Source organism: Anoxybacillus sp. TBDG-1 (assembly GCF_054815885.1).
In genome coordinates this window covers 113,518-133,723 of record NZ_JBTZSY010000001.1, presented here as the reverse complement: position 1 = coordinate 133,723, position 20,206 = coordinate 113,518, and the positions used below count along the sequence as shown (strand labels likewise).

Sequence of the window (20,206 nt, the reverse complement as noted above, 5' to 3'; positions counted from 1 at the left end):
CTCATTTGTTCCACGTTTTTATTCTAAACAAATGGACGACCGAATATGTTTGTACTAAATGCAGGAAGGAGGGTTACGAATGATTCGTGCTATTTTTCATGGGGTCATAACGATTTTTATAAGCGCTGTCCTATGTAGCTTTATATTTGCTCTTTTGTTGAAGCTAACCAACTACGATGAAACATCATTACAATGGGTCATGAACGGTCTCGCATTTTTATCATTGTTTTTTGGTGGATTTATTGCAGGTGGGAAAGGAAAAGCGCGGGGTTGGATGCTTGGCGGGGCGACGGGCGCGATTTTTACAATTATTATCTTTTTATTTCAATTTCTCGGCATGGATCAAACGTTTTCAATCGAACAATGGGGATACCATGCAGCATTTCTTGTCACAGCCATCATTGGCGGGATGATCGGTGTCAACGTAGCGACATCTCGTTCACGAAGCGCATAAAAATAAGACAGGCAACAAACCTGTCTTATTTTTCATTCACGACTTCGCGAATAGCGGCACGATCGTATGTAAGACGCGAACCGTCACCAGCGCGAATAACGACTGTATTTTCATCGAGCGAATCGATGATGCCGTGCAATCCGCCAATCGTAATGACTTTGTCTCCTTTTTGCAAGTTCGCCTGCATTTGTTGAACAGCCTTTTGGCGTTTTTGTTGCGGGCGAATGAGCAAAAAGTAAAAAATCGCAAAGAATAAAATAAGCGGCAGCAAACTTACTAATGTCTCCATATTTTCACCCCTTTCTAAAAGTTTTTCGCATTCGGCTTATGAAAGCCGTATTGTTCAAAAAATTGTTCACGGAAATCGCCAAGGCGATCTTCGCGAATGGCTTGTCGCACTTGCTCCATTAATTTTATCAAAAAGTACACATTATGGTAAGATGTAAGGCGGATACCAAACGTTTCATCGCATTTAATTAGATGACGAATATATGCACGCGTATAATTACGGCACGTATAACAATCACAGTTCGGATCAAGCGGCGTGAAATCGCGTGCATACTTGGCGTTTTTAATGACGACGCGACCTTCGCTTGTCATGACCGTTCCGTTGCGACCAATGCGCGTCGGCAACACACAGTCAAACATATCAATGCCGCGAATCGCTCCATCAATAAGTGAATCAGGAGAGCCTACACCCATTAAATAACGTGGTTTATTTGCTGGCAGTAATGGCGTTGTAAATTCTAATACGCGATTCATCACTTCTTTCGGCTCACCGACGGACAAGCCACCGACCGCATATCCTGGAAAATCAAGCGACACTAAATCTTCGGCGCTTTGTTTACGCAAATCTTCAAACTCTCCACCTTGCACGATGCCGAATAGTCCTTGCTCATTCGGACGTTGATGCGCTTGTAAGCACCGCTCTGCCCAACGGCTCGTTCGCTCAACTGACCGCTTCATATATTCATACGTTGCAGGATATGGTGGGCATTCATCAAACGCCATCATAATATCAGACCCGAGCGCATTTTGAATTTCCATCGCTTTTTCTGGCGATAAAAATAATTTATCGCCGTTTAAATGATTTCGGAAATATACGCCTTCTTCTTCAATGCGGCGAAATTCGCTTAAACTAAACACTTGAAACCCGCCAGAGTCCGTTAAGATGCCACGATCCCAGTTCATAAATGAGTGGAGGCCACCGGCTTCTTTGACGATGTCATGCCCTGGTCGAAGCCATAAATGATACGTGTTGCTTAAAATGACGCCTGCTCCCATTTCTTTTAATTCTTCAGGCGAAAGCGTCTTTACAGTCGCAAGTGTACCGACAGGCATAAACATCGGTGTTTCAAACGAGCCGTGCGGCGTATGAAGAATGCCAAGACGCGCGCCCGTTTGTTTACATGTTTTAATAAGTTCGTAACGAATTGGTGTCACATATAGTCCCCTTTCTCAATCTATATAATGAGCATCGCATCACCAAAGCTAAAAAATCGGTAACGCTCTTTTACTGCTTCTTTGTAAGCGCGCAATACATGCTCTCGACCTGCTAACGCACTAACAAGCATAATGAGCGTCGACTTTGGCAAGTGGAAATTTGTAATCATTCCGTTAATGGCACGAAACGTATAGCCCGGATAAATAAAAATGTCCGTCCAACCGCTTTCAGCAACAAACGTTCCATCGTGACGAGATGCAATCGTTTCAAGCGTACGTGTCGATGTCGTTCCAACGGCAATAATACGTCCGCCTTTTGCCTTTACATCGTTCAACAATTGCGCTGTGCCTTCTGACATTTGATAAAACTCTGCATGCATATCGTGTTCTTCAATGTTTTCTACGTTCACAGGACGAAACGTTCCTAATCCGACGTGCAACGTAATAAAGGCAAGATGCACCCCTTTTTGCCGTACATCTTCAAGAAGTTGTTGTGTAAAATGTAATCCTGCTGTCGGAGCCGCAGCTGAGCCTGCTTCACGTGCATAAACAGTTTGATATCGTTCGCGGTCATGAAGTTGTGCTTTAATGTACGGAGGAAGCGGCATTTCGCCAAGTGACTCAAGCACTTCAAGAAAAATGCCATCATATGAAAACGAAAGAATGCGCCCCCCATGCTCAAGCTCAGCAACACATGTTGCACGTAAACGACCATCACCAAAGGAAATTGTTGTTCCTACTCTCACGCGCTTCGCTGGCTTAACAAGCGTCTCCCATTGATCGCCATCGAGCTGTTTTAATAAAAGCACTTCAATATGCGCTCCTGTTCCTTCTTTTTCTCCATACAGACGAGCTGGCAATACACGCGTATCGTTTAAAACAAGGCAATCGCCTTCTTTCAAGTAAGATAAAATGGAACGAAATGTTGGTTCATGTGTCACTTCTCCTGTTCTTTTATCGAGCACCATGAGACGTGACGCTTCTCGATTTGGAAGCGGGGTTTGAGCTATAAGTTCTTCCGGTAAATAAAAATCAAATAAATCGACTTTCATATCCAAGTTTCCTTTCTTTATTCCATTAACGAAAACGACCGATAATATAAAAAATAAGCGATAAAACGACACTTAAAATAATGGATGTCATGATCGGGAAATAAAATGTTGCATTTTCTTTTTTTATAACGATATCTCCTGGCAAACGCCCAAGTTTAATAAATTGCATCAAAAAACCGACAATAATAAGAACGACACCAAGAAGCATGATTGTTTTTGGCACATTCATCATCGTGGCACCTCCAAACCGAAATGGTTGTATGCAAGCGGTGTAACGATTCGTCCACGCGGTGTGCGTTGTAAAAAGCCGATTTGTAATAAATACGGTTCATATACGTCTTCAATCGTTTGTGCCTCTTCCCCAATCGTTGCTGCAATCGTTTCTAATCCGACTGGTCCGCCGCGGAATTTTTCCATCATGCTTTTTAGTAGTTTATGGTCAAGATGGTCTAATCCTAAACGGTCCACTTGCAATTGCTCGAGCGCCTCATTCGCTAAAAGAAACGTAATCGTTCCATCACCGCGCACTTGAGCAAAATCGCGTACACGTCGCAACAATCGGTTCGCAATACGCGGTGTTCCTCGCGAGCGACGTGCAATTTCAAACGCTGCTTCTTCCTCGATTTCTACTGCAAAAATGTGCGCCGTTCGCTTTACAATATGAGCGAGCTCTTCAGTGGCATAATATTCTAAGCGACTTAACACACCAAAACGATCACGAAGTGGAGCAGAGAGTGCGCCTGATCTTGTCGTTGCTCCGACAAGCGTAAACGGCGGTAAATCGAGTCGAACCGAGCGAGCAGCAGGTCCTTTGCCGATGACAATATCTAAACAAAAATCTTCCATTGCTGGATATAACACTTCTTCCACCGCACGCGGCAAACGATGTATTTCATCAATAAATAGTACATCACCAGGCTCAAGCGTTGTTAAAATGGCAGCTAGATCCCCTGGGCGCTCAATCGCTGGTCCGGCTGTCGTACGCAATTGTACACCCATTTCATTTGCAATAATAGCGGCAAGCGTCGTTTTTCCAAGTCCTGGTGGTCCATACAGTAATACATGATCAAGCGTCTCTCCGCGCATTTTCGCCGCTTCAATAAATACGGTTAAGTTTTCTTTTACTTTTTGCTGTCCAATATATTCCCGCAACTGTTTTGGGCGAAGACTGTATTCAAGCGATACATCATCATAGTCAGCTGCGCTCGAAATGAGACGCTCTTCCATCATGCATCCCCCTTACTTCAATAGTTTTTGTAAAGCGAGCTTAATATATCCTTCTGTCGATAACCGCTCTTGCTTTAAAATCGGTACGACTTTTTGAATTTCTTTATCCGAATAACCGAGCGCCTTTAACGCCTCAAGCGCTTCAGAAAGCGAGTGTATCGCTTCAAACGGCTCTGTAAATAAATTTGGGAAAGCATCAGGCACGATCGCTTGCAGTTTTCCTTTTAAATCTAAAATCATTTGCCGTGCTGTTTTCTTCCCGACGCCTGGAAACTTACATAAAAACTTATCATCTTCTGCCTCAATCGCTTCAACGAGTTGCTCAAGCTGGCCAGCCGCTAAAATGGCGAGCGCCCCTTTCGGTCCGATGCCTGATACTTGCAATAGTTTAGCAAATAGCGTTCGCTCTTGGCGAGTGTGAAATCCGTAAAGCGCAAGCACATCTTCACGTACGTAATGATATGTATATACGATGATTTGTTCCTGTTTGTTAATGTGAAACGAAAACGGATTTGGGGTAAAAATTTGATAGCCTATTCCATTATTTTCAATGATGATATATTCCGGACAAACGTAATCAACGTATCCACGAATAAATTCAATCAACGGCTCGTCCTCCTTTTCTCACGCCTTTCATTTTAACATAAGATGAGAAAAGCGGAAAGCGCAAGACAAGACACGATTAAACATATAGAAAGCCCGCTTGATGTACGGGCTTATTTTTCAAACGGCTCATACGCTTCAATGACACGTTTGTAATTTCTTTTCGAACGAACAGAAATGCCTTTTTCTAATTTCTCCCGTTCATAGCTTTCAAGTTTTTTTACATCAATTTGAAAAAACGATTGGATCACGCGAGATGATTCACTCGGCTTCCCTTCAAAAATAGAAAGTGTTCCATCTTTAGTAAGACCAAAATATCCTGCTTTCGTTAATGGGGAAAGATCGTCAACATATCGTTGGAAAACAATTTGCTCGTCATCCATATTGACCAGATACCAATCTTTATATTTGTTCCAAATGTCTTTCATCGATGTTACCGTTTCTTCCTTTATTTCCTCGCTCACTTCCCCATCCATATATACGGTTTCTAAAATGACTGTCATGTGTACAGAGGATGCGCTCTGTGCAAAAAATAAACTAAACAATAGTGTTAGTACAATATTCATCGTTCTCACCTCATTCATATGTTGACCATTTTCTCCAAAATTAAACGGTCTTGACATCACAAGACCGTTTATTCTAACATCTATTATTCTAACATCGATTCATCTAAATTGTGGTAAATTTCTTGCACATCATCATCATCTTCAAGCATATCAATAAGCTTTAACATTTTCGTTAAATCGTCGCCCGTTAATGTTGTATACGTTTGCGGGATCATTGTGATTTCAGCTGTCGCAAACGAAAATCCTTGCGCAGCTAACGTATTTTTTACTTGCTCGAACTGTTCTGGGGATGTATAAATTTCAAATGAATCTTCCGTCGTCTCCATTTCATCTGCGCCGGCTTCAATGGCTTGTAACAACATCTCATCTTCATCTATATCTAATCCTTCACGTGCGATGACTATTAATCCCTTTCGATCAAATAAGTACGAAACACATCCCGTTTCTCCTAAGTTCCCACCGTTTTTTGAAAACGCGACACGAACGTTAGATGCGGTACGGTTTTTATTATCTGTTAAACAAATAACCATGACTGCTACGCCGCCTGGTCCATATCCTTCGTAACGAATTTCTTCATAATGTGTATGCTCTTGATTTCCTGTTGCTTTTTTAATGGCACGTTCAATATTTTCGTTCGGCATGTTAGCCGATTTTGCTTTTTCAATCGCAAGACGCAACGTAGCGTTTGTTGTTGGATCGCCACCGCCCATTTTTGCCGCCACGTAAATTTCCTTCGCCAATTTCATAAACAGTTTTCCACGTTTCGCATCTTGTGCGTTTTTGCGACGTTGAATATTTTTCCATTTAGAATGTCCTGCCATTCGGATCCCCTCTCATATGTGAAAAATGTCCATAAAAACTATAACAAAAATGCATAAAAAAGAACAGGGGGGAGCCCCTGTTCTTTTAGCGATTCATAAATGGGCGTTCGATCATATCACCCATATCGTTAAATATGTCGCGAATATCACGCTCTAGTTGATCCATCGGACCACCGTCGCGAATATCGTTGTCTAGCGTACGAATACGGTTGTACATGCTTTCATTTGCAACCACGCGAACGGTTTTGCCCGCTGTATATGGGGCGATCGCTTGACGAACGAGACGTTCAATACGCGTTGTATTTTTCTCTGTCGTTGATACTGCAACGACGACACGTTCCCCTGAAACAACAGCACGGGCGTCTTTTACGTTGGCGACGCTTGCAGCACGCTTCGCAATTTTTTCAGCTAACGCTCCGTTATAGTTACGGTAATACGATGGGCGCGTACGTTCATCCATCGTATTTAAATGCCCGTGATAGTTGCGATCAGCGCGGCTAAAATTGCGATCCACTTGCGGTGTCCGCATCGTTCGATCCATGCCACGATCAAGCATTTCTGTAATCGGTCCGTCGTTGTCACGCACTTGACGAACGTTTCCGTTTAAACGCTCTGTACCGTAGCGACCATATTGAAACCCAGTCATATCGTTTTCATTTGAGTAATATCCGATCGGACGTGTGCGATCGGTATAACGTGTATCAAGCGCCTGGTTATTACAAGCAACTAACCCGCTAAGCGCAAGAACTGCTCCTAAAGCAACGATTCGCTTCCGCAAAGGAAAAACCCCCTTTTCGCTTTTGTAGACGATGCGTCTACATCATTAGCTTGGCGCAAAAAAGGGGTTTTATCGCTGTTAAAATTTTGGTGGAGCAATGGCTAATTGCCGCTTATGATGTGAACGTTCATGAAGCCGTTCAATAATGGCACGGTCGCGTTCTGGAATTGGCTCACCTTTTAAATATTTGTCAATCATGTCATATGTTGTACCCATTTCGTTTTCATCTGTCTGTCCTTCCCAAAGACCTGCGCTAGGCGCTTTTGTAATAATTTCTTCAGGTACACCGAGAATACGAGCCATTTCGCGCACTTCGCCTTTTGTGAAATGGACGAGTGGCACTAAATCAACGCCACCGTCACCGTATTTTGTAAAATAGCCGGTATGCCATTCCGCCGCATTGTCCGTTCCGACAACGAGATAACCGTAATTGTTAGCGACAGCATACAACGTTGTCATGCGCAACCGTGCGCGCGTATTCGCATCACCAAGCCGAGCAGCTTGCTCGTTCCATTGTCCTTTTTCTTTTAATTGCTTCTCAATTTCGCCAAATAATACGCGATGCGTTTCTGTTAAGTCGATGACATGATGGTCAATGCCACAACTTTCTACAACTTTTAATGCATCTTCTTGATCTTTTGGATTGCTTTTACATGGCATAATGAGCCCTAATGAGTGATTAGGAAACGCTCGCTTAATTAAATGAGCAACGACCGCTGAGTCAATACCACCGCTAATGCCGACAATGGCTCCGTTCATCCCCGCTTCTTGTACGCGTTCACGAAGCCATGCAATTAATTTTTCAATTTTTTGTTCCATGTATGTACATCCCTTTCTTTGCAACATGATCATGTTCATTTTATCACACAAAAAACAAAAAGAAAAAGAGGCGACATTATTGCCCCTCTTCTTCCTCACGATAAGGAACAGAAAAATATGGATTTACTCCGTATGGCTGTACTGGCCACGTTGGCTGCCATCCGTATGAACCGTACGGCATTGCTTGTTGCGGCATATACATCGGCTGCTGTGCCATTGGCATATTTTCGCCATACGGCATTTGTGATGGATACATTTGATTCGGAGCCGGTGCTTGTTGTGGCTGCTGCGAATATTCGTTCATGCCGCTTGGCATTTGTGGCATATATGGCGTCGATTGTGGTTCACCGCATCCGCAATCATCGGTATTCATCGTTCCTTGCGGATATGCCCATGGCATGACAGGATACATCGGTGGAATCCATGGGTAAAAACCGTATCCTGGCATTATTGGTGAAATAGGAATGCAAGGCATCGGCATTGGCAACGGCATCGGAACAGGCTGCGGCTGCATCGGTTGTTGTGGTTGCTCCTCCATCATTGGCGCTTGTGTTGGTGGAATCGGTGGAATATCTGGAAATGGTGGCATTTGCATATCTTCGTCATGTTCCATCATATTTGGCATAATATTTGGTGGCTTTGGTGGCAAAAGCGGCATCTCTTGTTTCGGTTGTTCTTTTTTCTTCGATGCCTTTGCAGTTGGAATTTCTTTTGCTATCGGTTCAACGTTTTGCGGTTGTTGTAACGGTTGCTCTTTTTTGTTTACATGAATATCAACATCAACTGAAACTTTCGGTGTTTCCTTTTTGACAGGTTTTACTGGAGCTGCTGGCGTCGGTACTTTAATTTTCATACCTGGCATAATGTAATTCGGATCACTTAAATGAGCGTTCATTTTTTTTAGCTCTTCAAAATCAACCCCGTATTTCTCCGCAATTTTCCAAAGGGTATCTCCTTTTTGAACGATATGAATTTTCACGTGTTTCCCCCTCCTATGTTCAGACGTGACGTGTATGTCATGTTCAGCTTGTCGCTACTAGGCTTCAACATAACTTATGAACGGAAAGGTTTTTTTATGATAAAAATAAAAAAGATCGGCAAAAAAATGCCGATCTTACGCACGGGCTAACATGCGCTCAAGTGCTAACATCGCCCCTTCTGCTACATCTTTTGGCACGGTAATGCGATTGACAACTTTCCCTTCATGAAGCGATTCAAGCGCCCAAAGTAAATGCGGTAAATCAATGCGGTTCATCGTTAAACATGGACACATATACGGATTTAACGACACGATTTCTTTATCTGGATGTTGTTGAATGATGCGATTCACTAAATTCATTTCTGTTCCGATTGCCCATTTGCTTCCTGCTGGTGAATTAGCAATCGTTTCGATAATGTATTTCGTCGATCCCGCATCATCCGCTTGTTGCACCACTTCCCAGCTACATTCTGGATGAACGATAATTTTCATATCTGGCTTTGTTTTTCGAATATGTTCAATATGTTTTACGGTAAAGTTTTCATGAACAGAACAATGACCCTTCCACAAGATTACTTTAATCTTTTGAACATTTCCCTCATATTGCAATGTATTTGTAGCCGGGTCCCATACAGCCATTTGTTCTAACGGAACGCCGAGATCGTATGCTGTATTTCTTCCTAAATGTTGATCAGGCAAAAAGAAAATACGTTCTTTTTGTGTAAACGCCCATGCGACCATTTTTTTCGCGTTTGATGATGTCACCGTTGCTCCGCCGTGTAAGCCGACAAACGCTTTAATCGCAGCTGTAGAGTTGACGTACGTTAACGGTAAAATCGTATCTCCAAACATTTGTTGTAATATGGGCCATGCTCGCTCCACTTGTTCAATTTCCGCCATATCAGCCATCGAACAGCCTGCGCGCATATCTGGTAAAATGACGACTTGCTCATCGCTTGTTAAAATATCAGCTGTTTCCGCCATAAAATGCACGCCGCAAAATACAATATATTCAGCTTCTTTATTTTTTGCTGCCACTTGCGCCAATTGCAATGAATCGCCTGTCGCATCTGCAAATTGAATGACTTCGTCTTTTTGATAATGGTGACCTGGAATAAATAAACGCGTACCAAGCTCTCGTTTGACACGAGCTACGCGCTGTTCCATTTCTTCGACTGACAACTGTTTATACGTTTCTGGCATCGCATCTTGTTGCATGAGTTGTAATACGTTCATCACTCATTCCTCCTACTGCACGTTTAAACTAATGTCTAGCGCCTTCGCTGAATGCGTTAACATTCCTAACGAAATGTAGTCAACCCCTGTATCGCGATATTGTGCAATATTTTCAAGCGTAATTCCGCCTGAAGCTTCTGTAATGATGGACGATGGGACGAGTTGGACACATTCGCGAATTTCTTCCGGTGTACGGTTATCAAACATAATAATATCCGCCCCTGCTTCAACCGCTTCGATGACTTGTTGTTTCGTTTCCGTTTCTACTTCAATTTTTACCATATGACCAAGTTGGGAACGAACACGTTCTACTGCTTTTTTAATCGATCCGCAAAACGCAATATGATTATCTTTAATCATCACTCCATCATATAAACCGGAGCGATGATTATATCCACCACCGCATGTCACCGCATATTTTTCTAACATGCGAAGCCCTGGTGTTGTCTTTCGCGTATCACAAATACGTGTATGATTGCTGTTAAGTGCCCGAACGGCTTGGTTGGTTAACGTGGCAATACCACTCATGCGCTGAAGTAAGTTTAAAATGACGCGCTCACCTGATAAAAGCGAAATCATTGGACCGGAAACGACAGCAATCGGTTCCCCTTTTTTTACACGTTCTCCATCTCGTTTATATAATTGACATGCGATCGATGAGTGTAATAACTTATACCCGATTTCAATGATCGATACACCTGCGATGATTCCATCTTCTTTGGCAACAAATATCGCCCTTCCTTCATCCATCGGTGAAAAAATCGTTTCGCTCGTCATATCGCGTTCACCAATATCTTCTAAAAAAAACTGCTTCAGCAGCTCTTTTAACTTTAGCTCATTCAACGGAAGCCCTCCTTTATGAGATGTTCTGTTTTCGTGCGAACGATGCGCCGTTTTTCCCAATACTCGCGTTCAAACGGTTGATCGCTTCGATAGTGAGCACCGCGGCTTTCTTTTCTTTGCAAAGCGGAAGTCGTGATAAGCCATCCAACGATTAACATATATATGATCGTCCGTTTCTCATCATCCTCCTCAGGTGCCGTGGTGACGAGTTCATGAATGGAATATTGTTCAAACCATTGTTTTGCTTGAAACAAGTTGTCATAATCGCGAACAATGCCGACATATTGCGTCATTACATGCTGAATTTCGTCTCTTGTTGGTAACACGATACGTAAGTCATTTTCTTTTCTTTCACTTTTCTTTAACATCCGATGTTGCCTCGTTTTTTGCAATAAGTGAAAAGCTAATCTTCTACTAAAGACAAGCGCTTCAAGCAGCGAATTGCTCGCTAAACGGTTTGCACCATGTACACCTGTACATGCCGCCTCTCCAACCGCATACAATCCGGGTAACGTCGTTTCTCCATGCATATTTACAACGATCCCTCCCATTAAAAAATGGGCTCCCGGAACAACAGGGATGAGTCCGCTACGCCAATCGATGTGATAGCGCTCACAAAGGGAAGTGATCGTCGGAAAACGGGATGGGAAGTGTGGGATCATAGAAATATTTAAAAATACGCGATGACCGTTTTTAATTTCGTTGTCAATCGCTCGGGATACGACGTCACGTGGGGCTAAATCTTTTTGTGGATGCACTCCATCCATCACTTGACGACCGTCATCGGTCACTAAAATGGCTCCTTCCCCACGCACCGCTTCGGAAATGAGACCGACCGCCTTTCCATTCACATCAAGCATTGTCGGATGAAACTGTACAAACTCCATATCCGTAACAGCTGCACCTGCACGATACGCCATCGCAATTCCATCACCTGTTGCCGTTTCAGCGTTCGATGTAAACGTGTACAACTGTCCAATTCCACCTGTTGCAATAACCGTTGCATCGGCGGTATACGTTCTATGTTTCGTCTGTACGCCCACACAATGTCCATCGGAAACAAGTAAATCAATGACAGGATCGTTTTCAATAAACGTGACGCGTCCAGAAAGCTTCTCAAATAAGAAGGAAACCATATTTTTCCCAGTCGCATCTCCTCCAGCATGTAAAATACGCTTCATGCGATGCGCACCTTCCTGTCCAAAAAGGAGCTGTCCACGTTCGTCTACATCAAATAAAAAACCGATGTTCATAAAATGTTGAATCGCCTCACGTCCTTCTTGAACTAAAATGCGTACCGCCTCGTCGTCATTATGCTCACACCCTGCGATAATCGTATCTTCATAGTGAGATAGCCAATGATCATTCGGATGAATGGCAGCAGCCACTCCCCCTTGAGCAAGCCAAGAATTACTTATTTCTTTATTTGACTTCGTGAAAATAATCACATTTTTATACTCACATAAATGGTAGGCAACCATTAACGCTGCAAGGCCGCTACCAACAATAATCACATCCGCCTTATGCATGGATGTTCCTCCATTTCATACTGTCTTGACACCTATATTGACATATATTTAAACTGATGACAAGACTTTTGTTTTGGAAGTTGGTGAATGAGATGATTTATTTAGATTACGCAGCAACCACACCGATGAGTGAAGAAGCGTTAGCTGTTTATGTAGAAAGTGCGAAAAAATATTTTGGAAATGCAAGCAGTCTTCATGACATCGGAACAGCGGCAAATGAGCTGCTTACCATTTGCCGAAAACAAATCGCTCAACTCGTTAGCGGTGAAGAAAAAGGAATATATTTTACAAGCGGAGGAACAGAAGCAAACGTCCTCGCCATTCGTTCGCTCGCCTATGCCCATCGTCATAAAGGGAAACATATTATTACATCAAGCGTTGAACATGCTTCTGTCCACTCTGTATACGCTCAGCTTGAACAAGAAGGATTTACTGTTACGTACGTGCCCGTTGATCATTTCGGGCAAGTTGATGTGAAAGCGCTTGAACGGGCATTGACAGAGGAAACGATTCTTGTGTCTATTCAACATGCAAATTCCGAAATCGGCACGATTCAGCCGTTAAAACAAATTGGAGAGTTATTAAAGAAAAAACAAATTATCTTTCATAGCGATTGTGTACAAACTTTTGGTAAAATACCGATAGATGTGAAACAATTCCATCTTGATAGCATATCCATCTCTAGCCATAAAATTTATGGTCCAAAAGGGGTTGGCGCTGTTTACATGAACCCACGTGTATCTTGGCACATGTCGCTGCCAAACACGACACATGAAGGCGGATTTCGTCCAGGGACAGTCAACGTGCCAGGCATCGCTTCCTTTACAACCGCCGCGCTTGAAGCTGAAAAAAAGCGAAACACAGTTCAACAACATATGAATGAATTGCGTCGCTATTTTGTTGAACAAATCGCCCGAAAACAACTGCCGATAACCGTTTTTGAGCATCCAACTGACCAATTGCCACAAATCGTTGGCTGTATCGTTCACGGCTTTGAAGGGCAATATGTCATGTTGCACTGCAATCGTCACGGGATTGCGATCTCTACTGGCAGCGCATGTCAAGTCGGAAAGCAAGCATCTTCAAAAACGATGATCGCAATCGGCAAGGAGGAAGATGAAGCGAAGCAGTTCATTCGTCTATCGTTTGGTGTACGTACAACAAAAAATGATATAGAAACGGTTGTTTCTGTACTTGAACAGCTTCAAAAAGAAAGGATGTCACGATGAAAAAAGAGAGAAAACTACTAGGGGAAGAACGTCGAACGCTCATTTTGCAATGGTTAAAAGAAACGAAACGCCCGATGACAGGAACGGAGTTGGCTAATAAAACGAACGTGAGTCGCCAAGTGATCGTTCAAGATATTTCGCTATTAAAAGCAAAAAACGAACCGATTATTGCAACAAGCCAAGGGTACTTATATTTATCTCCTTCTTCTACTCATATGTATACGCGCGTCATCGCTTGCTGCCACACGCCAGAACAGACGAAAGACGAATTATATACGATTGTCGATCATGGCGTGACGGTTAAGGACGTCAAAATTGAACATCCAGTATATGGTGACTTAACAGCATCTATTATGGTGAGCAATCGGTTAGAAGTGGATGAATTTATTCAAAAAATTAACGAAACAAAATCCGCCTATTTATCTCAACTGACCGATGGCGTCCATCTGCATACACTCGAAGCAGATTCCATAGAAAAACTTGATGAAGCATGCGCTGCATTAAAACAAGCACGGTTTTTGATTGAGTAAAAAACATCCATGAGTAAGTTTTGCTCGCCACCAAGCATGAAAATAACCGACTATAGATTGTTTATTTTCACAGAAAAAACATCCCTTTTACACGAGGGATGTTTTTTTCACCGTATAATACGGATAGCTTCCTAATAGTTGCACCGTACAGCCAAGTGCTTCCAATTCTGCAATTGCTCCTGGAATTAAAACGTCGTCCATTTTTTGATCGATATCGATGATAAAAAAGTAGTTTCCGAGCCCTGTTTTCGCTGGGCGGGATTCAATTTTTGTTAAGTTAAGCTTTCGCCACGCAAACGCCGATAACACTTGATGAAGCGCTCCTGCTTGATCTTTCGGCAACATAATCATCAACGTTGTTTTAAATCCGTCTTCTTGATCTTTTACAGGCAACAAACAACATTCACGATGCAAAACAATAAAACGCGTATGGTTGTAGTCATAATCATGAATGTTTTCTTTCGCAATCGCTAAACCGTATTGTTTTGCGGCAAGACGATTGCCAATCGCTGCAATTTTTTCATTCGGGTGCTCGCTCACATACTTAGCCGCTGCACTTGTTGAAGTGACGTATTCGTACGTAGCATGCTTTAAATGGCGATGTAAAAACTTATGGCATTGAGCAATCGCATGCGAGTGTGAATAAATACATTCAACATGCATCCAATGTTCCAATTGGGATGGATGAACGAGCAAATGTTGCTCAATGGGCGCGATAATTTCCCCTACAATTGGCAAATTGCATTCATGAATTAAATAATCAATCGTCAAATTGACGGAACCTTCAAGCGCATTTTCTAACGGAACGACGGCTAACTCTACTTCGCCGTCACGCACAGCGTCCATACATTGCGGAATCGTATGATATGAAACGTTCGGGATATGAGGGAAAACAGCTTCAACAGCCGCATGCGTGAACGTCCCTTTTGGTCCTAAATATCCGATTTTCACATGTCTTCTCCTCTCTACGCCCCTGATCCAAGAATCTCTACTTTTTCAACAAAAGGCAGCTGTTTTAATTGCGAAAGTAACTCATCCATCGTCAGCGTCATCTCGCTTGTACTAATCGATAGCGTCACGTTTGCACGCCCTTGAAGCGGAATCGTTTGATGGATTGTAAGTACGTTACAGTTGGCCGCTGCAACAACGCTTAATAGCTTTGAAAGGGTACCTGAGCGGTCTTCTAAATGGAAAAAAAGCGTAATAATTTTTTCACGAACCATCGTATGAAATGGAAAAACGGCGTCGCGATATTTATAAAAAACGCTTCGGCTGACATCGACAAGCTGCACAGCATCAGCGACGGAATCGACTTTTTTTCGCTCGATTAATTCTTTTGCGGCCAATACTTTTTTCATCGCCTCAGGCAACACATCTTCACGCACTAAGTAAAACTTTTTATCCACCGCACAAGCGCCCCCTTTCGCGTTAATCAACAAATTCAAATTCGTAATTCAACAGCTTCACAATATCTCCATCTTTCGCCCCGCGAGCGCGCAGTGCATCGTCCACCCCAAGTGAGCGCAACTGACGCGCAAAACGACGCACGGACTCTTCTCGTGAAAAATCGGTCATTTTGAATAGTTTTTCAATCTTTTCCCCTGATAAAATAAACGTTCCATCATCATCGCGCGTAATATGAAACGGAGCTTCTTCTTTTTCAAGCTTGTAAACAACGCGATGAATCGCTTCTTCTTCTTGTGGATAAAGAGGAAATTCTGGCGTCGTCTCAAGCAAATCAGCAATAGCAAATAACAGTTCACGAACCCCTTGACGAGTGACTGCTGAAATTGGGAAAATCGGCACATCTTCGTTTAATTTTTCTTTAAACTGTTGCAAATGTTCCTTTGCATTTGGCATATCCATTTTATTCGCTACAATAATTTGTGGTCGCTCTGTTAGGCGTAAATTATATTGTTTTAATTCTTCGTTAATCACTACATAATCTTCGTACGGATCTCGTCCTTCAATGGCAGCCATATCAATGACATGCACAATGACACGTGTTCGCTCAATATGACGTAAAAATTGATGCCCTAATCCAACTCCTTGATGAGCACCTTCAATAAGACCTGGTAAATCAGCCATAACAAAACTACGGCCGTCTTCTGTTTCCACGACACCTAAATTTGGAACGATCGTCGTAAAATGATAGTCTGCAATTTTCGGTTTCGCTGCCGAAACGACGGACAATAACGTCGATTTACCAACGCTTGGGAAACCAACAAGCCCAACATCAGCAAGTAGTTTTAATTCTAACGTCACGTATCGTTCTTGTCCCGGCTCACCGTTTTCAGCAATTTCTGGCGCCGGATTCGATGCGGTCGCAAATCGAGTATTTCCCCGTCCACCGCGACCACCTTTTGCTACGACAAATCGTTGTCCATGTTCTGTTAAATCAGCAATCACTTCTTTCGTTTCATCATCAATAACAACCGTTCCTGGTGGTACTTTAACAATTAAATCTTCGGCGTTTTTTCCATGTTGATTTTTCGACATGCCATGTTCACCGCGTGGCGCTTTAAAATGGCGTTGATAGCGGAAATCCATTAACGTTCGCAACCCTTCATCAACAACAAATACGACGTCGCCACCTTTTCCGCCGTCTCCCCCCGCTGGACCGCCTTTTGGAACGTATTTTTCGCGCCGAAACGCGACCATTCCGTTTCCACCGTCGCCACCTTTCACATATATTTTCACTTGGTCAACAAACATCGTTTTTCTCCTCCGATCTTTTCACCTTTTATTTAAAAAGATGAAATAGTTGCACATATCGTTAGTTCATGTTCTTGAATGACGCAATCACAAAGTGTGAGTGCACCATATTGCTTATAGTCTTGAATCCATGTTTTTACCGTCTCTAGTTTTTGAAGCATACCACGATAATCAAAAAAGAGGCGCACATCTCGCTCTGTTAAATCGATCGTAATCGTTACATAGTTTTCAACATGTGGAGAAGAACATTCCTCAAGCATATGTAAAAATGTTTGACACCATGTAACGAGCATATGATCATATGCATGTAATGAACGCGGTTCTCCTAATACTTCATACTCTAGTTGAATATGACGTGCTTGCCAATGGTACGTCATAAGCAATTCAGTGAACCGCTCCATTTGTAAATTCGTTAGCTTCGCTTCATTTTCTGCCTCAATGATAATTTGTTGAATGATTTCATTCACGCGATCAATCCGCTGTAAAGATAAATTTCCTTTAATTAACTGAATTTTATTGAGCCAATCGTGCCTAGAATGACGCAATGCCTCCACAATCGTCCACCGCTTCTCCATCATTCATTCTCCCATAAACAGTTTGACTATAATTATAACATACGTTAACAAAAAGAAAACCCTAACCAAGTCGGTTAGAGTTTTCCACTTCTTTATGCTTCTTTCACAACAGGATATACGCTCACTTTTTTACGATCGCGACCCATGCGTTCAAAACGAACGATGCCGTCAACTTTCGCGTAAAGCGTGTCGTCACCACCGCGTCCTACGTTTAATCCTGGGTAAATTTTTGTTCCGCGTTGACGGTAAAGAATCGAACCGCCTGTGACGAATTGACCGTCTGCACGCTTCGCGCCAAGACGTTTTGCGATCGAATCACGACCGTTCTTTGTTGAACCTACCCCTTTTTTCGACGCGAAAAACTGAAGATCTAAACGCAACATGTCGTGTCACCTCCTACAACGTTTTCGTTGTTATTTTTACGTATTTACCGTAATCACGCTCAATCGTTTGGAGCGACACGATCATTCCTTCAAGAAGAAGTTGCACATCGGCTAGCACTTTCGCATCTCCAATTGTCGGAAGTTCGCAATGAAGATAGCCGTCTTTTCCTTGTTGAATGATCGGTTTCACATTCGTCAAGGCGACGATTGCATTGACCGCACCAAACGAAACAGCTGATACACCTGCACATACAATATCTTGTCCACGCTTCGCAAACTGAGCGTGTCCGCTAATCGTAAAGGAACGAATCGTCCCTTCTGCCGTTCGATTAATCGTTATACAAATCATCGCTTACGCCTTATGCGTTAATTTTTTCGATGACAACTTTTGTATATGGTTGGCGATGACCTTGTTTACGACGATAGTTTTTCTTTGGCTTATATTTGAAAACGATGATCTTCTTTTGACGACCATGTTTTTCAACTTTCGCCGTTACTGTTGCGCCAGCAACTGTAGGATTACCAACTTTTACGTTTTCGCCACCTACAAATAACACTTTGTCAAATGTTACTGTTTCGCCTTCCGCTACATCAATTTTCTCGATGTAAATCGCTTGGCCTTCTTGCACTTTAATTTGTTTTCCACCAGTTTCAATAATCGCGTACATATTTGCACCTCCTAAATTAGACTCAGACTCGCCAGCTGCGAGGCGGTTCAAGCGAACGCTTAAATAGCCTTAGCTGAGCGGTTGTAGCACGGGTGCTACACAACATAGAAGATGATAGCATAAAAAGAAAACAATTGTCAATACGTATAAATGAAATAACCGATCGGTTCATTCGTTCGTTTCTCATGAAAATAAGCATGCAACAATTCATTTTCATCAAGTTCCATTTCCATTTCATTTTTCTTTACGAGTATCGCATGTTTTTTCCCGCGATGAAACAAAAGAAGAACGCGAAATAACGGATCATTTGCATCGACGACAAGACGCTTTAACGCCCGATATTCGATTCGTTTTCCGTAGTAACGTTCAAGTAAAAAACGGATCCATACGTACGTTCGCTGCTTCCATTCAAACCAAATGGCGTGTGCTAAAAAAAGACCGATGATCCATAAATTTATTTGCATCGGTGCAAAAATAAATAAAGCAATAAAACATACGATTAAAAACAAGAATGAGGCATAAAGCGTTTGTTCATGCGCCCGTCGAAACGATGTACGCATTGTGCGGTAAAGGAACAACAACTTTCCTCCATCAAGCGGCCAAATCGGTAATAAGTTAATAAGTAGAATGGATAAATTGTACTCAAGCAGTTGCTTATACCACTCATCCGATAACATGTTGGCGCTATGTGCTATATATGCAATTAAAAAAATAACAATATGCTGGAATGGACCTGCCAGTATGACGATTAATTCTTCATGGAACGGACGATTCCCATGCTCATCCATCTCAGCTACCCCACCAAACGGCAAAAGCAAGATGCGTTTCACACGCCACGAAAACAAATGCGCCGCTATAACGTGTCCAAGTTCGTGCAAAAGAACAATCCAAAACAACAAAAGAAGCGTCTGAAATTGAGCAGTCATAATCGCCATGAGCGCAATGAACCAAAAAAGCGGATGGATATGAATGTTCATGAAAATAGATAGCCATTTATTCAAAGGAAATCACCTGAACCGGATCAATAAAATGATCTCCTCGTTTAACAGCAAAATAAAAGATACGTTTTTGATCATTCTCCTCCGCCTTGCCTACTTCTTTTCCAGCCTCAATAAAATCATATAGCTTTACAGAAATAGACGATAATTTTCCATACCACGTTTCACTTCCGTCTGCATGTTGAATAATGACCGTTTTCCCATGCGGTTCTTTCACTCCTGCAAATACGACAATCCCTTCTTCGACTGCTTTAATCGTTTCATCAGTTTCAATGACAACACCTTGTCCATTATGTTCAAACGTTTCTACAACGCGCGCTGAAGCAGGAAAGGCATATGCTGTCGTTGTTTCTTGTTGTTTTTTTGCTGGAAAAAATGCAAGCGGCTTGCCGAATGTTTTTTCATACCATTGAGCAACGGTCGCAAACTGAAAATCTTTTTCCATCACTTGTTTGACAAACGTACGAGCTCCTTCTATTTTCGGAGAATCATATTGAAACAAAATGGCAACACTAAAAAATAATAGTGCCGCTAGGAAGCTTTTAAATAAAAATATATCTTTGCGAAAAAGTGGCGGTTCACGCTCGCCATCATACGTCACAACCGTTGGATTTCCATACTTTTCTTCTTCACTCCAATTTGTCAACATCGTTTGAACGTAACGTTCACGTTCCTTTTTCCGCTTGGCAATTCGTTTTCGAATATGTTCAATTCGATCGCTCACACTCCCACCCCTCTCGTCCTATTTGTATTATATG

General features: G+C 42.4%; 26 protein-coding genes and 1 other annotated feature. Of the genes, 3 read left to right on the top strand and 23 right to left on the bottom strand.

Annotated features, from left to right (window positions below; all coding sequences use genetic code 11):
• Positions 1-79 precede the first annotated feature (79 nt).
• Positions 80-454, top strand: coding sequence for a TIGR04086 family membrane protein (locus tag ACYQY7_RS00670; RefSeq protein WP_461200242.1), 375 nt, complete (start codon positions 80-82; stop codon positions 452-454).
• Between the two features lie 25 nt (positions 455-479).
• Here ACYQY7_RS00670 and yajC read toward each other — a convergent pair whose 3' ends face one another.
• The 14 genes from yajC to nadB form a co-directional block, all read right to left on the bottom strand.
• Positions 480-743 carry a preprotein translocase subunit YajC gene (gene yajC, locus ACYQY7_RS00665; RefSeq protein WP_461200241.1) on the bottom strand — a complete coding sequence of 88 codons (264 nt, stop codon included), beginning with the start codon at positions 741-743 and terminating at the stop codon, positions 480-482.
• Between the two features lie 14 nt (positions 744-757).
• Positions 758-1,897 carry a tRNA guanosine(34) transglycosylase Tgt gene (gene tgt, locus ACYQY7_RS00660; RefSeq protein WP_461200240.1) on the bottom strand — a complete coding sequence of 380 codons (1,140 nt, stop codon included), beginning with the start codon at positions 1,895-1,897 and terminating at the stop codon, positions 758-760.
• A gap of 20 nt (positions 1,898-1,917) precedes the next feature.
• On the bottom strand, positions 1,918-2,949 hold the full coding sequence (queA, locus tag ACYQY7_RS00655; protein WP_461200239.1) for a tRNA preQ1(34) S-adenosylmethionine ribosyltransferase-isomerase QueA: 1,032 nt from the start codon (positions 2,947-2,949) through the stop codon (positions 1,918-1,920).
• A gap of 25 nt (positions 2,950-2,974) precedes the next feature.
• Positions 2,975-3,181, bottom strand: a complete 207-nt coding sequence (locus tag ACYQY7_RS00650; protein ID WP_461200238.1) for a DUF2905 domain-containing protein — start codon at positions 3,179-3,181, stop codon at positions 2,975-2,977.
• A complete protein-coding gene (ruvB, locus tag ACYQY7_RS00645) occupies positions 3,178-4,176 on the bottom strand; it encodes a Holliday junction branch migration DNA helicase RuvB (RefSeq protein ID WP_461200237.1) in 999 nt (332 codons plus the stop codon). Before ruvB ends, ACYQY7_RS00650 begins: the two co-directional genes overlap by 4 nt.
• Positions 4,177-4,188: 12 nt before the next feature.
• A complete protein-coding gene (gene ruvA, locus ACYQY7_RS00640; protein ID WP_461200236.1) occupies positions 4,189-4,782 on the bottom strand; it encodes a Holliday junction branch migration protein RuvA in 594 nt (197 codons plus the stop codon).
• Positions 4,783-4,892: 110 nt separating this feature from the next.
• Positions 4,893-5,363, bottom strand: coding sequence for a BofC C-terminal domain-containing protein (locus ACYQY7_RS00635; RefSeq protein WP_461200235.1), 471 nt, complete (start codon positions 5,361-5,363; stop codon positions 4,893-4,895).
• A 65-nt stretch (positions 5,364-5,428) separates the two neighbouring features.
• Complete coding sequence (locus tag ACYQY7_RS00630) at positions 5,429-6,166, bottom strand: YebC/PmpR family DNA-binding transcriptional regulator (protein ID WP_461200234.1); 738 nt, start codon at positions 6,164-6,166, stop codon at positions 5,429-5,431.
• An 85-nt stretch (positions 6,167-6,251) separates the two neighbouring features.
• Positions 6,252-6,944 (bottom strand): YhcN/YlaJ family sporulation lipoprotein, encoded by a 693-nt coding sequence (locus tag ACYQY7_RS00625; RefSeq protein WP_461200233.1) that lies wholly within the window; start codon positions 6,942-6,944, stop codon positions 6,252-6,254.
• A gap of 78 nt (positions 6,945-7,022) precedes the next feature.
• The gene (gene nadE / locus ACYQY7_RS00620) at positions 7,023-7,763 is read right to left on the bottom strand and encodes an NAD(+) synthase (RefSeq protein ID WP_461200232.1); all 741 of its coding nucleotides are present in this window, start codon (positions 7,761-7,763) and stop codon (positions 7,023-7,025) included.
• Positions 7,764-7,839: 76 nt separating this feature from the next.
• Complete coding sequence (locus ACYQY7_RS00615) at positions 7,840-8,742, bottom strand: LysM peptidoglycan-binding domain-containing protein (RefSeq protein ID WP_461200231.1); 903 nt, start codon at positions 8,740-8,742, stop codon at positions 7,840-7,842.
• Positions 8,743-8,877: 135 nt separating this feature from the next.
• A complete protein-coding gene (nadA, locus tag ACYQY7_RS00610) occupies positions 8,878-9,978 on the bottom strand; it encodes a quinolinate synthase NadA (RefSeq protein WP_461200230.1) in 1,101 nt (366 codons plus the stop codon).
• A 12-nt stretch (positions 9,979-9,990) separates the two neighbouring features.
• Entirely contained in the window at positions 9,991-10,821 is an 831-nt protein-coding gene (nadC, locus tag ACYQY7_RS00605; RefSeq protein WP_461200229.1) for a carboxylating nicotinate-nucleotide diphosphorylase, read from the bottom strand.
• Positions 10,818-12,350 (bottom strand): L-aspartate oxidase, encoded by a 1,533-nt coding sequence (nadB, locus tag ACYQY7_RS00600; RefSeq protein ID WP_461200228.1) that lies wholly within the window; start codon positions 12,348-12,350, stop codon positions 10,818-10,820. Before nadB ends, nadC begins: the two co-directional genes overlap by 4 nt.
• 92 nt (positions 12,351-12,442) lie before the next feature.
• Here nadB and ACYQY7_RS00595 point away from each other — a divergent pair, with 92 nt between their 5' ends.
• On the top strand, positions 12,443-13,579 hold the full coding sequence (locus ACYQY7_RS00595) for an IscS subfamily cysteine desulfurase (protein WP_461200227.1): 1,137 nt from the start codon (positions 12,443-12,445) through the stop codon (positions 13,577-13,579).
• Positions 13,576-14,109 (top strand): transcription repressor NadR, encoded by a 534-nt coding sequence (locus ACYQY7_RS00590; RefSeq protein WP_021093886.1) that lies wholly within the window; start codon positions 13,576-13,578, stop codon positions 14,107-14,109. The genes ACYQY7_RS00595 and ACYQY7_RS00590 overlap by 4 nt, the downstream gene beginning before the upstream one ends.
• Positions 14,110-14,196: 87 nt before the next feature.
• Here the strand turns inward: ACYQY7_RS00590 and pheA are convergent, their stop codons facing one another.
• The 9 genes from pheA to ACYQY7_RS00545 form a co-directional block, all read right to left on the bottom strand.
• Positions 14,197-15,060, bottom strand: a complete 864-nt coding sequence (gene pheA, locus ACYQY7_RS00585) for a prephenate dehydratase (RefSeq protein ID WP_461200226.1) — start codon at positions 15,058-15,060, stop codon at positions 14,197-14,199.
• A gap of 14 nt (positions 15,061-15,074) precedes the next feature.
• On the bottom strand, positions 15,075-15,515 hold the full coding sequence (locus tag ACYQY7_RS00580; protein WP_461200225.1) for an ACT domain-containing protein: 441 nt from the start codon (positions 15,513-15,515) through the stop codon (positions 15,075-15,077).
• A 22-nt stretch (positions 15,516-15,537) separates the two neighbouring features.
• A complete protein-coding gene (obgE, locus tag ACYQY7_RS00575; protein WP_461200224.1) occupies positions 15,538-16,824 on the bottom strand; it encodes a GTPase ObgE in 1,287 nt (428 codons plus the stop codon).
• 32 nt (positions 16,825-16,856) lie between these two features.
• Complete coding sequence (locus ACYQY7_RS00570) at positions 16,857-17,399, bottom strand: Spo0B C-terminal domain-containing protein (protein WP_461200223.1); 543 nt, start codon at positions 17,397-17,399, stop codon at positions 16,857-16,859.
• A 92-nt stretch (positions 17,400-17,491) separates the two neighbouring features.
• Positions 17,492-17,782 carry a 50S ribosomal protein L27 gene (gene rpmA / locus ACYQY7_RS00565; protein WP_003396301.1) on the bottom strand — a complete coding sequence of 97 codons (291 nt, stop codon included), beginning with the start codon at positions 17,780-17,782 and terminating at the stop codon, positions 17,492-17,494.
• A gap of 13 nt (positions 17,783-17,795) precedes the next feature.
• Positions 17,796-18,131: a ribosomal-processing cysteine protease Prp gene (locus ACYQY7_RS00560; protein WP_461200222.1), complete on the bottom strand. Its 336-nt coding sequence runs from the start codon at positions 18,129-18,131 to the stop codon at positions 17,796-17,798.
• A gap of 10 nt (positions 18,132-18,141) precedes the next feature.
• Entirely contained in the window at positions 18,142-18,450 is a 309-nt protein-coding gene (rplU, locus tag ACYQY7_RS00555) for a 50S ribosomal protein L21 (RefSeq protein ID WP_032100208.1), read from the bottom strand.
• 14 nt (positions 18,451-18,464) lie between these two features.
• Positions 18,465-18,543 (bottom strand) — a sequence feature (ribosomal protein L21 leader region).
• Between the two features lie 44 nt (positions 18,544-18,587).
• The gene (locus ACYQY7_RS00550) at positions 18,588-19,451 is read right to left on the bottom strand and encodes a site-2 protease family protein (RefSeq protein WP_461200221.1); all 864 of its coding nucleotides are present in this window, start codon (positions 19,449-19,451) and stop codon (positions 18,588-18,590) included.
• Positions 19,444-20,172 carry a peptidoglycan DD-metalloendopeptidase family protein gene (locus ACYQY7_RS00545; protein WP_461200220.1) on the bottom strand — a complete coding sequence of 243 codons (729 nt, stop codon included), beginning with the start codon at positions 20,170-20,172 and terminating at the stop codon, positions 19,444-19,446. The genes ACYQY7_RS00550 and ACYQY7_RS00545 overlap by 8 nt, the downstream gene beginning before the upstream one ends.
• Between the last annotated feature and the right edge of the window lie 34 nt (positions 20,173-20,206).

Excerpts from the sequence above, each read along its gene's own strand:
- ACYQY7_RS00670 (WP_461200242.1), top strand. The coding sequence starts at position 80 with ATGATTCGTGCTATTTTTCATGGGGTCATAACGATTTTTATAAGCGCT.
- yajC (WP_461200241.1), bottom strand. The coding sequence starts at position 743 with ATGGAGACATTAGTAAGTTTGCTGCCGCTTATTTTATTCTTTGCGATT.
- queA (WP_461200239.1), bottom strand. The coding sequence starts at position 2,949 with ATGAAAGTCGATTTATTTGATTTTTATTTACCGGAAGAACTTATAGCT.
- ACYQY7_RS00650 (WP_461200238.1), bottom strand. The coding sequence starts at position 3,181 with ATGATGAATGTGCCAAAAACAATCATGCTTCTTGGTGTCGTTCTTATT.
- ruvB (WP_461200237.1), bottom strand. The coding sequence starts at position 4,176 with ATGGAAGAGCGTCTCATTTCGAGCGCAGCTGACTATGATGATGTATCG.
- ACYQY7_RS00635 (WP_461200235.1), bottom strand. The coding sequence starts at position 5,363 with ATGAATGAGGTGAGAACGATGAATATTGTACTAACACTATTGTTTAGT.
- ACYQY7_RS00630 (WP_461200234.1), bottom strand. The coding sequence starts at position 6,166 with ATGGCAGGACATTCTAAATGGAAAAATATTCAACGTCGCAAAAACGCA.
- nadE (WP_461200232.1), bottom strand. The coding sequence starts at position 7,763 with ATGGAACAAAAAATTGAAAAATTAATTGCATGGCTTCGTGAACGCGTA.
- nadA (WP_461200230.1), bottom strand. The coding sequence starts at position 9,978 with ATGAACGTATTACAACTCATGCAACAAGATGCGATGCCAGAAACGTAT.
- nadB (WP_461200228.1), bottom strand. The coding sequence starts at position 12,350 with ATGCATAAGGCGGATGTGATTATTGTTGGTAGCGGCCTTGCAGCGTTA.
- ACYQY7_RS00595 (WP_461200227.1), top strand. The coding sequence starts at position 12,443 with ATGATTTATTTAGATTACGCAGCAACCACACCGATGAGTGAAGAAGCG.
- ACYQY7_RS00590 (WP_021093886.1), top strand. The coding sequence starts at position 13,576 with ATGAAAAAAGAGAGAAAACTACTAGGGGAAGAACGTCGAACGCTCATT.
- obgE (WP_461200224.1), bottom strand. The coding sequence starts at position 16,824 with ATGTTTGTTGACCAAGTGAAAATATATGTGAAAGGTGGCGACGGTGGA.
- ACYQY7_RS00570 (WP_461200223.1), bottom strand. The coding sequence starts at position 17,399 with ATGGAGAAGCGGTGGACGATTGTGGAGGCATTGCGTCATTCTAGGCAC.
- rpmA (WP_003396301.1), bottom strand. The coding sequence starts at position 17,782 with ATGTTGCGTTTAGATCTTCAGTTTTTCGCGTCGAAAAAAGGGGTAGGT.
- ACYQY7_RS00560 (WP_461200222.1), bottom strand. The coding sequence starts at position 18,131 with ATGATTTGTATAACGATTAATCGAACGGCAGAAGGGACGATTCGTTCC.
- rplU (WP_032100208.1), bottom strand. The coding sequence starts at position 18,450 with ATGTACGCGATTATTGAAACTGGTGGAAAACAAATTAAAGTGCAAGAA.